The organism is Rhizobium sp. P32RR-XVIII (assembly GCF_012641395.1).
Classification (GTDB): domain Bacteria; phylum Pseudomonadota; class Alphaproteobacteria; order Rhizobiales; family Rhizobiaceae; genus Rhizobium.
Map to the genome: position 1 here is coordinate 415228 of NZ_JABAIH010000001.1, position 12217 is coordinate 427444.

General features: G+C 60.9%; 11 protein-coding genes. 3 read left to right on the top strand and 8 right to left on the bottom strand.

Features of this window, described 5'->3' with window-relative positions; translation table 11 throughout:
- The first annotated feature begins 95 nt into the window (after positions 1-95).
- Both HGP14_RS02110 and HGP14_RS02115 read left to right on the top strand, forming a co-directional pair.
- Positions 96-1307 (top strand): LysR family transcriptional regulator, encoded by a 1212-nt coding sequence (locus HGP14_RS02110; protein WP_168828192.1) that lies wholly within the window; start codon positions 96-98, stop codon positions 1305-1307.
- A gap of 33 nt (positions 1308-1340) precedes the next feature.
- A complete protein-coding gene (locus tag HGP14_RS02115) occupies positions 1341-2063 on the top strand; it encodes a copper homeostasis protein CutC (RefSeq protein WP_168828193.1) in 723 nt (240 codons plus the stop codon).
- 5 nt (positions 2064-2068) lie between these two features.
- Here HGP14_RS02115 and HGP14_RS02120 read toward each other — a convergent pair whose 3' ends face one another.
- From HGP14_RS02120 to HGP14_RS02150, 7 genes are all read right to left on the bottom strand, one after another.
- The gene (locus HGP14_RS02120; RefSeq protein WP_168828194.1) at positions 2069-3088 is read right to left on the bottom strand and encodes a zinc-binding alcohol dehydrogenase family protein; all 1020 of its coding nucleotides are present in this window, start codon (positions 3086-3088) and stop codon (positions 2069-2071) included.
- A 63-nt stretch (positions 3089-3151) separates the two neighbouring features.
- A complete protein-coding gene (locus HGP14_RS02125; RefSeq protein ID WP_168828195.1) occupies positions 3152-4126 on the bottom strand; it encodes an ABC transporter permease in 975 nt (324 codons plus the stop codon).
- A 25-nt stretch (positions 4127-4151) separates the two neighbouring features.
- On the bottom strand, positions 4152-5702 hold the full coding sequence (locus HGP14_RS02130) for a sugar ABC transporter ATP-binding protein (RefSeq protein ID WP_168828196.1): 1551 nt from the start codon (positions 5700-5702) through the stop codon (positions 4152-4154).
- Positions 5703-5830: 128 nt separating this feature from the next.
- Positions 5831-6817, bottom strand: a complete 987-nt coding sequence (locus tag HGP14_RS02135) for an ABC transporter substrate-binding protein (protein ID WP_168828197.1) — start codon at positions 6815-6817, stop codon at positions 5831-5833.
- 324 nt (positions 6818-7141) lie between these two features.
- Positions 7142-7588: an RbsD/FucU family protein gene (locus tag HGP14_RS02140; RefSeq protein WP_168828198.1), complete on the bottom strand. Its 447-nt coding sequence runs from the start codon at positions 7586-7588 to the stop codon at positions 7142-7144.
- 9 nt (positions 7589-7597) lie between these two features.
- A complete protein-coding gene (locus tag HGP14_RS02145) occupies positions 7598-8617 on the bottom strand; it encodes an aldo/keto reductase (protein WP_168828199.1) in 1020 nt (339 codons plus the stop codon).
- Positions 8618-8646: 29 nt separating this feature from the next.
- Positions 8647-10149, bottom strand: coding sequence for a UxaA family hydrolase (locus HGP14_RS02150; protein ID WP_168828200.1), 1503 nt, complete (start codon positions 10147-10149; stop codon positions 8647-8649).
- Positions 10150-10388: 239 nt separating this feature from the next.
- On the opposite strand from HGP14_RS02150, the gene HGP14_RS02155 reads away from it, so the two are divergent.
- Positions 10389-11294 carry a GntR family transcriptional regulator gene (locus HGP14_RS02155; protein WP_168828201.1) on the top strand — a complete coding sequence of 302 codons (906 nt, stop codon included), beginning with the start codon at positions 10389-10391 and terminating at the stop codon, positions 11292-11294.
- 28 nt (positions 11295-11322) lie between these two features.
- On the opposite strand, the gene HGP14_RS02160 is transcribed toward HGP14_RS02155, so the two are convergent.
- Positions 11323-12078, bottom strand: coding sequence for an SDR family NAD(P)-dependent oxidoreductase (locus HGP14_RS02160; RefSeq protein WP_168828202.1), 756 nt, complete (start codon positions 12076-12078; stop codon positions 11323-11325).
- Positions 12079-12217: the final 139 nt, after the last annotated feature.

Below are 12217 nucleotides of genomic sequence, written 5' to 3' on the forward strand. Positions count from 1 at the left end.
GACGGCGACGATAGCCCGCTGGTCCGTGAGCAGGGATATCTTTTTTTGCGAACACAGCATATCGTCTGCCTTTTCAGTCACTTCCGGAGAATGCATTGCATCTCGGCGCCATTTTTGTTGCCAGCCACGTCCTCGCCTCGGGTTCGGTGCGAATGACCGCGCGGCGTTTTTCGCTCGCGGCTTCCACGGTCTCGGCAGCAGTCAGCAATCTTGAAAGCGAACTTGCAATCAAACTCACCGAACGCAGTTCGGGGGAACTGGTCAAGCTGATTGCGAGCGGCAAGGTGCGCGACGGACTGCAACCGATCATGCTCGCCGTCGAGCAACTCCGCGAATTGATGTGCGGGCCAGCCGAACCCTTCGAGAACTGGGCGTCACGAATCCCTATCAAGATCGTGACAATCGAGCGCTTTCTGGAAGTGGCGGATCAGGGCAGCATCAATCGGGCTGCACGGCGTCTTAGGCTTGGCCAGCCGCAGCTTTCGCTGCAGATCGCCAATCTTGAGAGGTTCGTCGGATATCCGCTCCTTCAACGTCAGGCGCAAGGCTCTACGCTAACCGAAGAGGGGAGGCGGGCTTACGCCATCTTCTCGGCGATCAGCCAGGCCTGGAACGATCTCAAGTCGGCGGCTGACGAGCGCTATCGGCGTGCTGCGCATTCGCTGCGTATCGGATCGATCATTCCGACGGGCGCAGAAAGCTGGGTGGCGCGCTGCCTGGGCGCTCTGGTGGCCGATTGGAATACCGGGCGCAACAAGAACGCCATTTCCCTCATCTCCATGACCGCAGACGACTTGCGTGAGGCCCTGAAGTCGGGCCGCATCGACGTGGCGATTTTGGATTCCGTCTTCGAATTGGAGAGCTTCGGTCATCGGGAACTCCTGCGCACGGATCTGGTCGCAATCGCGCCGCTGGAAAGCACTGCGCTGACCGTTGCCGATCTGGTGGCCGAGCACCCCATATGTACGCCCAGCGAGAGAACCGGCCTGGGCGAGGCCGCAGCGGCGCTGCGCAGCGGGCGAGCCGCAAGCCGGCGCTTTCGCAACCGGGATATTACGGCTGCCGATTCATTGCCGGTCATCGTGGATCTCGTCGCTAACCACGGTTACGTCTCATTTCTCGGACGGGTCAGCGCGATGCCGATCGCCGACCGTGTGCGCATCGTCGAACTCGCAGACCATATTCCGATCACCTATCATATTGCCTTCAACCACCGGAAGGCGTCGGCGGATGCCTGTGCGATGATCGCCGAGGCGGTGCGCAAAATCGTTTCGACACCTGTCGCGAAAGCCGTTTCCGTCGCTTAAAGAAGATGGCGGCGGGATGAAGGAGATTCGAAGATGCCGGTTTTGCTGGAAGTCTGCGTGGATAGCCCAAAGGGTCTTGCCGCCGCGATTAAGGGCGGTGCGGACCGAATCGAACTTTGCTCGGCACTCGAACTCGGCGGCTTGACGCCGGTTGCAGGCCTCATGAAAGCCGCTGCCGCTGCGCCGATCCCGGTTTACGCGATGATCCGCCCCCATGCCGGTCCCTTCATCTTCGATGCGGCGGATGAAGCTGCGATGATAGCAGATATCGACGCCGTCCATGCCTTCGGTCTCGAAGGTGTGGTCATCGGCGCCAACCATCCCGATGGCACGCTCGATATGCCGCTCATCCGCCGCCTCAAGGCCCATGCCGCTGGTCTTGGTTCCACACTACACCGCGCCTTCGATCTGGTTCCGGATGCTGATGCCGCACTGGAGCAGGCGATCGAACTCGGCTGCGAGCGCATTCTCACCTCGGGCTGCACGCCGAAGGCGGTGGATGGCCTGGAGACATTGAAGCGGCTTTCGGCCAAGGCGGAGGGGCGGATCTCGATCATGCCGGGAAGCGGCGTGCGTCCATCGAATGCCACCGAAATTCTGCGCGCTACCGGCGCCCGCGAAATTCACGGCTCATGCAGTTCGCCGGTCGCGAGCCAAGACCCGCGCGCCGTCGCGTTCGGCTTCGAAGCGCCGAGGTCGAACCAGACGGATGCCGCCATCGTGCGGCAGATGCGCGCCGTCATCGACGCTATCTGAGGTCTCTACGCCGCAACCTTGATGACAGCCTTGATCAGGCCGGTTTTTTCATGCGCCCAGCGGGCGAGATCGCGCGGCGCATCGGCCAGCGTCGTGCGGTGAGTGATCAGCTTGTCGACCGGCACCAGACCCTTTGCGATCGAATCCGCCACATGCTCGAAATCGGCGCGCGTCGCATTGCGGCTGCCAATCACCATCATTTCGCGCTTGTGGAATTCGGGATCGGAGAAGCGGATATCGTCCTTCACGACGCTGACCAGAACCAGCGCGCCGCCGTGAGCCACGAAGTTGAAGGCCTGCTCCATCGAAGGGCCGAACCCTGTCGCATCGAAGACCACGTCGAAGCCGTCGCCATTCGTCTTCGTTTTCACCGCGCCTATCGTGTTATTGTTCGCGACAATCCCGGATGTGAAACCCAGAACTTCGGCCGCCATCTGCAGCCGTTCGGGGCTGGTGTCGAGCAACGTCACGTCATAGCCGGCAATCCGCGAAAAGATCGCAGCGCCGAGTCCGATCGGTCCCGCGCCGATGACGAGCGCGCGTGAGCCCGCTGGCGCCATGGAACGACGCACGGCATGCGCGCCGATGGCAAGGAACTCAACGGTCGCGGCTGCTTCGAGGCCCAGCCCCTTCGCCGGATAGAGATTGCCGGCCGGAACGGTGATCTCTTCGCAGAATGCTCCATCGGTGTGGACGCCGAGCACCTTGATATTCGTGCAGCAGTTCGGCTTGTCCTTAAGGCAGGCAACGCAGCTTCCGCAGGAAAGATACGGGTTGACGATCACAGGCGTTCCGGCGGGGATTGCGACCCCGTCGCCACCTTCCAGCACGGTTGCCGAGATCTCATGGCCCATGACGCGCGGATATTCGAGGAAGGGGTGCTTGCCTTCGAAGATATGATAGTCGGTGCCGCAAATGCCGACATGGCTGACGGCAAGCCGAACCCAGCCGGGAGCGGGGATGCCGGGAGAGGGGCGCTCGACGATGTCAAGCACTCCTGGTCTGTGGCAAAGCACTGCTTTCATGACGGATCTCGCATTCTGAACATGAGGAAGCCGGTTGCGGACCGGCTTCGCGATGTCTGTGTCTTACGGAGACCGGCGGCGGCGCAGCTGATCGAAATAGACGATCACGATGATCAGCAGGCCGGTGATGATACGCTGCCAGAAAGAGTTAACGTTAAGCAGGTTCGCGCCGTTATTGATCGTGGCCAGAATGAAGGCGCCGATCAGCGGCCCGTGCACGGTGCCGATCGCGCCGAACAGGCTGGTGCCGCCGATGACGGAAGAGGCAATCGCTTGCAGTTCCCATCCGTCGGCCTGGGTGGCGTTGCCGATCGCGATGCGCGAGGCAAGCAGGACGCCGACGAAGGCGGCAAAGGTCGCCGAGAGAATATAGGCCAGGTAGATGATGCCGTTCACCCGCACGCCAGAAAGGCGCGCCGCCTCGCGGTTGGAGCCAACCGCAAAGAGATAGCGGCCCCAGCGGCTCAGATGAAGGAAGATGTAGGACGGAACGGCGACAAGCACGACCATCCAGAACAGGCTCGGAACGCCGAGGAAGTCGGCGCGCGCGAAGTTCGTAAAGGGCTCATTGACGATGTTGATCGTCGACCCATTGGTGATCAGCAGGCCGATGCCGCGCAGCGACGTCAACGTCGCGAGCGTGATGATGAAGGGTGGCAACCCCATTTTGACGATGCCGAAGCCATGGAACGCCCCGATCCCGACGCCGATTAGCAGCGTTATCAGGATCGACGCCCAGACCGGCACACCTGCCTGCAGCAGCCAGGCGATGACGACGGTGCAGAACCCGACGATGGCGCCGACCGACAGGTCAATGCCGGCGGTGATGATCACGAAGGTTTGGCCAAGCGCTAGAATTGCCGTCATCGCGCCCTGCCGCAGCAGGTTCGAGATATTGAGCGGCGTCCAGAAGCTGGCAGTGACGAAACCGAGCACGATCCAGAGGAAGAGCAGGAGCCCTATCAGAGTGAGCCCGAACAGGAAGCTCACCTTTCCGCGCGACGGCGGCGCGACGACTTCTGCAGGTGTTACAGTCATGGTTCTCTCCCTCCCATTCTTTTATTCAGACGCCGATCGCTTCGCTGAGCACTTCTTCGTGCGTCGCCGCCTGGTAGTCGTGGCTTGCGACCAGCTGTCCGCGACGGAATACGTGCAGCCGGTCAGCGAGCTCGTAGACTTCCGGCAGATAGGACGAGATCAGGATGATGCCCGCGCCCTCCTTCAGCAGCTTGGCAAACAGCCGGTAGATCTCCGCCTTGGTGCCGACGTCGACCCCGACCGTCGGCTCGTCGAAAATGAACAGGCGTGCGCCGTAGCTGAGCCACTTGCCGATGACCACCTTTTGCTGGTTTCCGCCTGACATGCTGGACACCAGGACGCGGCGGCTCGGCGTCTTGATCGACAGATCGCGGATCTGCCTGTCGGCGTTCTGCGATTCTTCGCTGTGGCTTATCACCGGACCTTTGCTCAGCTTTTTGAAGACCGGCAGGTTGATATTGAGCCCGATCGGCAGGTTGAGGCAGAGCCCCTGGTCGCGGCGGCTCTCTGGCGCGAGCGCGATCCCGAGCTCCATGGCCGTGCGTTCGTCCTTGATGTCGACCTTCTTGCCCATCCAGTGGATCTCACCGGTCGTCGTTTTCTCCCGGCCATAGAGACCGAGTGCGAACTCGCTGCGCCCGGCGCCGATCAATCCGTAAAGGCCGACGATTTGGCCAGCCTTGACCGAGAGCGATACATCCTCGAAACCGGGACCGGAAAGCCCGCGAACATCGAGGATCGTGTCGCCGATCGGGATGACTTCCTTATGATAGATCTGCTCGATCGAGCGGTTGATCATCAGCGCGATCAGTTCCGCCTCGCTCGTCTCGCTGATATTGCGCGTGCCGACATGGGTGCCATCACGCAGCACCGAGACGCGGTCCGCAAGCTCGAACACTTCCTCCATGCGATGGCTGATGTAGACGATCGTGACACCTTCGCCCTGCAGGCGGCGGATGAGTTTGAAGAGCTGCGCCGACTCCTGGCGCGTGAGATAAGCCGTCGGCTCGTCGAAGATCAGAAACTGGGTGCCACGCATGGCCGCGCGCGCCGTGGCGACAAGCTGTTGCTGCCCGATCGTCAGATCGCTGAGCAGCACGGCGGCCGGCAGGCCGAAACCGAGGTCGTCGAGGACAGCCTGAGCCATCCTCTCCATCTGCTTCTTGCGCATGAGGCCGTATTGGTTGACTTCGTCGCCGAGAAAGAGATTGGCCGCGACAGTCAGGTGCGGGCAGAGCACGACCTCCTGGTGGACGGCATTGATGCCCCGCGCAATCGCTTCGTTTGGCGTCGCCAGGGCGACCGGGTGGCCGCACCAGAGGATCTCGCCTGAGGTCCTGGTGATCACGCCGGTCAGCAGCTTGATAAGCGTCGACTTGCCTGCACCATTTTCGCCGACGATCGCGTGAATTTCGCCGGCTAGAAAGGTCATTGTCGCGGGCTTCAGCGCCTGGACGTAGCCGTAATTCTTCTGCAGTCCCTTGAGTTCCAGGATCGGGGAGCCTGCCGGAATGCGGTTTGCCTCCGTCTTCTTGACGCTGTCATCATGACGATGACTGACCTCTTCCAGGCTCATGGATTTCTCCTCCCATGGCGCACGTTCCCGCCGTCTCCACCCGGCCGGATGTGCATTCCTCACGGACCATAACACAGCTTGAGTGAGGGCCGCGCCGGATTTCGCCGGCGCGGCCCTCACCATTTGGATTACTTGACCTTCGGATTGATCAGCGCATCGATCTTCGGATCGCTCATGTTCGCCTTGGTGACGAGATTCGCGCCGGTATCGACCTTTTCTTCGACCTTCTCGCCCTTCGAAACGGCAAGCGCGGTCTTTATGCCGTCATAGCCCATGCGATAGGGGTCCTGCACGACGAGACCCGCCAGCGAGCCGTCCTTGAGGAAGCCGACCGTCTTGTCGTCGCTGTCAAAGGCGATGACCTTGATCTTGTCGCCGAGCTTGTTTTCCGCAATCGCCTGGCCGACGCCCTGTGCCAGGATCAGGTTCGAGGCAAAGACCCCGATGAGGTTCGGGTTGGCGGTAATCAGGTCCGTCATCATGTTGAGACCGGTCGTTGCCTGACCGTCGCCGTATTTGTCGGCAATGACCTTCAGGCCAGGATACTTGGTCTTCACTTGATCCAGGAAGCCTTCGCGGCGCTGCTCGAGCGAGCCGACACCCGGAAGATTGGTGAGGATCACCACTTCGCCTTCTTCCTTGCCCGTCATTTCCTTGATGGCCGTAGCCAGACCATCGGCAGCGATACGGCCGCCCTGAACGTTGTCGGTCGTCAGGAACGACTTGAACGCCTTGGAATCGGCGGCAGAGTCGATACCGATGATCGGAACCGACTTGGCGGCTTCGTCGATCGGCTTACCGAGAGCCTTGAATTCCGTCGGCGAAATCACGACCGCTGCGGGTTTACCGGCGACGGCGTTCTCAAGAATGCTGATCTGGCCGTTGATGTCTGCTTCCGACTGCGCGCCGAGTTCCGGAACATTGACGCCAAGATCCTTGCCGGCCTTGCGGGCGCCGGCCAGAACGATCTGCCAGTAGAAGGATGTCGTGTCCTTGACGATGATCGGGATCGTCACGTCGGCGGCGAAGGATGGAATCGGCATTGCAGTTGCGATGACGGCAGCGCCCGCGAGAGCCGTGAAGGCTCGACGCGACAGAATGGATTTCATGCGCATGTGGGTTCTCCTCTCAGGTGCGTTCTCCTCCAGGAAACCTCTCGCGAACGCCAACGAGAGATTTTTATCGATAAAAAACATTTTGAAGCTAGCCGAGGCTAACCGGAATTGCAAGTGCGCCGGGCGCCTCTAGGCTCTACTTCAGGCTGGGCTCATCCGGTCACTGACATGGCGTCGAGTCCATGCAACAGCCTGCGCCGGTTTCTCTCCTCGGATATCCTCCCTCACCGACGAAGACAGCTCACAGTAAGCGCATGAAATAGAAGTTCCGTGATATTGTCAACGCGGAACGTTTATTCCATTTCGGATCGGCACGTTGGCAAATCAGCCTCTGAACACCTCGTGCGGAAGCACGACGCCCTTCTTCAGAATGAGGTTGCCGTATAACCGAAACTCGGTTGTCGCGACGATGTAGGCGGCCTTCCTGGAACGCTCGTAAAATGCAAAGCGCTCAAGCGACGCGATCTTGAAATCGCCGGCGCGGCGATTGACGATTTCCTGGAACTCGGCGCAAACATCAGGTACCGCGCCGGCATCGCCGACAACCTCCATGCGCCACGCGCTTTCCGGCACGAAGGTGTCGAGCGGGAAGTGGGTGAGGATGGCCTCGGCCATTTCCGTTGCCGAAACGCCGTCAGCGCGGATCATTTCCGGCCCCATGGTGCTTGAGGGAAAATTGGCGTCGGCAATGACGATCTCGTCGCCATGACCCATCCTGGCGATTGCCAGCAGAAGATCCGGGCTGAGGACGGGGTGGATACCCTTGAGCATGAGCGGTTCCTATACGCGGACTGCGTCGGTGCCCAAGGGCTTCGCGACGAGAGTCTGGCTTTCGAATTCGGGGAAGATGCTGTCCGGCAGTCGCGGCTCAAAGAGCTGCATGTTGCGGTCGAGGCTGGAAGCCTTCGCCGTTCCGATCAGTACCGATGAGACAACTGGGTCGCGGAGTGGAAACTGCAGGGCTGGAGCGGCAAGCGGAACGCCGTGACGCTTGGCGATTTCTTCCATTGCTCTGACCTTGGCGAGCACGTCCGGTGTCGCGGGCATATAGTCGAAATGCGAGCCTTCCACGGCACCGGTTGCGAGGATGCCTGAGTTGAAGACGCCGCCCACGACAAGGGAGGTGCCCTTCCTGCGGCAGAGCGGCAATAGCTCGGCTACCGCGGAACGGTCCAGCAAGGTATAGCGCCCAGCCATCAGGATGACGTCGATATCGGCGTTGCGCATGACATCGACGCAAACCGGCACTTCGTTTACGCCGAGCCCGAAGGCCTTGATCCTACCCGATGATTTCAGCTCGTCGAGCGCCCGAATGCCGGAGTCGAGCAGTTGCTTCAGGTAGACGGCATTCTTCGCGGCGCCGTGCGTATAACCACCGATGTCGTGGACATAGAGGATGTCTATGCGGTTGAGGCCCAGACGCGCATAGCTGAAATCGACGGATCGCATGATGCCATCGTAGGAATAGTCATAATCGGCATCGAAGGAGAGCGGATCGACATAGCCATAGTCCGGCACCGCACCTGTCGGCACTGGCCGCAGGAGTCTGCCGACCTTGGTCGAAAGCACGTATTCATTCTCGGGCTTCGCTCTCAGGAAGTCGCCGACGGTGCGCTCGCCGAGACCAAGGCCATACCAGGGTGCCACGTCGAAATAGCGGATGCCGCTCGCCCACGCGGCCTCGAGCGTTTCCATCGCCTGATCGCGCGGGCAGGCGCGGTATAGGCCACCCAGAGCCGCAGCACCGAAGCTGATTTCGGTGACCTCGAGGTCGGTCGTGCCGATTCTCCTCGTCTTCATCATACCTCCCGTGAAAAGTGCTTTCTGTTTTAAAGTGTCGCTCCAAGATGCCACGGCACGAATTCGTTGTCGCCGTAGCCAAATTCCTCACTCTTCGTCTTCTTCCCCGAGGCGGTATCGATGATGAGGTCAAAAATTTCCCGGCCCTTGCCGCTGATCGTTGCATCGCCGGTAGCGATCGTGCCGCAATCGATATCCATGTCCTCTTCCATCGAGGCATAGAGCGCAGAGTTGCTGGAGAGCTTGATCGAAGGGGCGGGGCGACAGCCGAAACAGCTGCCACGCCCGGTCGTGAACGCGATCATGTTTGCGCCGCCAGCGACCTGTCCCGTCGCGGAAACCGGGTCGTATCCAGGCGTATCCATGAAAACGAGGCCAGGGGCGGTAACGCGCTCGGCATAGCCGTAGACCGCCGTCAGCGGCGACCGGCCACCCTTGGCGACGGCGCCGAGCGACTTCTCGAGAATGGTCGTCAGTCCACCGCGCTTGTTGCCGGGCGAAGGGTTGTTGTCGAGCGAGGCGCCATGCAGTCCGACATACTTCTCCCACCAGGCAATCTTTTCGTCGAGCTTTCTCGCCACGTCTTCGTTGATCGCGCGGCTGCGCAGCAGATGCTCGGCACCGTAGATCTCTGAGGTTTCGGAGAGGATCGCCGTGCCGCCGGCAGCGGCCAGAAGATCGGCGGCAACGCCGAGCGCCGGATTGGCCGTGATGCCCGAAAAGCCATCGGAACCACCGCATTGGAGACCGATGATAATCTCGCTGACAGCGATCGGAACGCGCCGCTCGCGGCCGACGTCGGCGGCAATTTCCTTGAGCATGCCCATGGCGCGCTCGACCGCGCGTCGCGAGCCGCCGGCGTCCTGGATGTTGAAGTGCCGCTTGGAATTGCCGGCGCCGCTCTGGCCGTAGAGCGTCAATTGGTTCACCTCGCAGCCGAGGCCGATCATCAGCACACCGCCGAAATTGACATGGCGCGTATAGCCGGCAAGCGTGCGGTGAAGAACCGCCATGCCGTCGCCCGTCGAGCTCATGCCGCAACCCTGGTCGTGGACGATCGGCACGAAGCCGTCGATGCCTTCATAGTTCGGCAGGATCGTGCGATTGGCCGCTTCTGCAATCGCACGGCAGACGGTGGTGGAACAGTTTACGCTGGCGATGATGCCGACATAATTGCGGGTCGCGGCCCGCCCGTCGGCGCGCCTGTAGCCCATGAACGTTCGCGCCTTATCTTCCGCCGTAGCCGGCTCAGGCGCCGAATTCGCCGTCGCCGCCAGGCGGTCGTTCTCGAAATGCAGATTATGGCTATGGACATGGTCGCCCGCTTTCACGTCGGCCGTCGTGCGGCCGATCGCTTGGCCATATTTCACCACCGGCACGCCGGTGGGAATGTCCGCAATGGCGACCTTGTGACCGGGGTCGATTTTCTGGCGTGTTTGAATGCCCGCGACCGTCGTGCCGGGGTCGATCGCAGCCGTTGCGACAGCCACGTTGTCTCCGGCCGACAGGACGAGCCAAGGCAGTTTGTCCACTTGTCTTCTCCCTGAAGAAGCGCTCGCTGCATTGGCGAAATGCGCATTGATTTTGTTTTTTATCTACAATAAACATTTTGGAGTCAACGGGGAATATCGTTCCTGTGGGCAAGGGAGACAAACAGCCACAGCCGGCCGCGAAATACGATAAAGGGTCGCGATAGATAACCTTCCGGTGCGCGCCAGACTTGCGATTTCGCGAAGCCTTGAAAGCCGCGAAGGGAGAAAGAGCAGGATGCATGGCAAGGCAGAATACCGTCTTCAAGGAGGCTTACAACAGGTACGCCTCTGCGCTGCGCCCGGATACGGCCCTTCCATCAGAACCGGAAATCGCCGCACAACTCGGCATCAGCCGCAGTACGGCCCGCGCGATCCTGACCCGCCTGAATGCCGAGGGCATCATCCGGTGGAACAAGCGCCAGAAGATCGTCCTTCGTGTCCCCACCGAGAAAGACTTTTTTCCGCCCGAAGAGACGGATTCATTGCATGACATCATCGAGCGCAGCTTCATGCAGCGGATCTTGGCGGACGATGCGGCACCGGGCATGCAGATCAACGAGTTGGAGCTCGCCCGCGAGATCGGTACCGGAACGACCAGCGTCCGCGAATTCCTCATTCGCTTCTCGCGCTTCGGCCTCATCGAAAAGCGTCCGAACAGCCACTGGATACTGAAGGGCTTCACCCGTGAGTTCGCGCTCGAGCTCGCCGACGTCCGCGAAATGTTCGAGTTGCACTCAGCCGCGGAGTTCGGCAGGCTGCCGCCCGAAAGCGAAGCCTGGTCTGCGCTGGCCGAGATCAAGGCAGAGCATCGAGCGATCCTGAACGATTTGGACGCGCGCTACAAAGAATTCTCAGTCCTTGATGAGCGGTTCCACCTCCTGATCCACCGCGCCTCCAAGAACCGCTTCATCGCCGATTTCTACGACGCGATCGCCATTATCTTCCACTATCACTACCAGTGGAACAAGGCATTCGCCCGCCAGCGCAATGAACGCGCCATTCACGAGCACCTCGACTATATTGCGGCGCTGGAATCGCGCGATCAGGCGGCGATCGACTTCTCGTGCCGCCTGCATTTGCGTTCTGCCCGGCAGACATTGCTGCAGTCACTGCCGCAAAATCCCGCCGAAGCGCTTGCCGGCTGACCAGCCGCTCTCAACCGTTCGCCTACGCCTAGTGGGCGGTATAAGCTCCGTCCACCAGGTGGTAGCTGCCGGTGATAAAGCTGGCCTGCTCGGACAGGAGAAAGCTTACGAGAGCGGCGACTTCCTCCGGCTTGCCAAGCCTTCCCATCGGCTGAAGCGATGCCATCCGCCGGCTGTTTGTTACCATCGGATGCTCGGCCAAGAGCGGTGTTTCGATCCAGCCGGGTGCCACAGCGTTGATTCGGACCCCCATTCTCGCATACTCGATCGCGGCAACCTTGGTCAGCCCGACAACGCCGTGCTTGGCGGCCGTATAACCGGCGGCAAACGGTACTCCAACAGAACCGAGAGTGGAGGACATGTTGACGATGGCGCCGCCGCCGCGTTCCAGCATGGCCGCTATCTCGTATTTCATGCAGTAGAACACGCCGTTCAGGTTCACGTTGATCAGCCTGCACCATTCGTCGAGCGGGTAGTCTGCCGTCACCTTGCGCGGGCCATCAACCCCCGCGTTGTTGACGGCCAGATCCAAACCGCCGCATGTCTCGACAGTGCGCCGGACCAACTTTTCCACAGCCCCGGCGTCGGTCACATCGACTGCGAAATCCCTGGCCCGGCCGCCCTCTGAATGGATCTCGGCCGCAACGGTGCGCGCTGCCTCCGAATCAACATCAGCGACGATAACCTCCGCCCCCTGCCCAGCCAATTGCCGTGAAATAGCGGCCCCTATGCCCGAGCCGCCGCCGGTGACCAGCGCGACTTTCCCCTCGAAGTCAAGCTTCATTCGTGTCCATCCTCATTACCCCACCGCACCAAGTCGAGCAGAGGCAGAGCGATGATGCAAGCCATTTGATCAGCGGGAAGGAACGTCGCTTGTTCCGCTGGCGAGCGCTGCATCTCCGTCCTCTTCGCTGCCTTTTGCT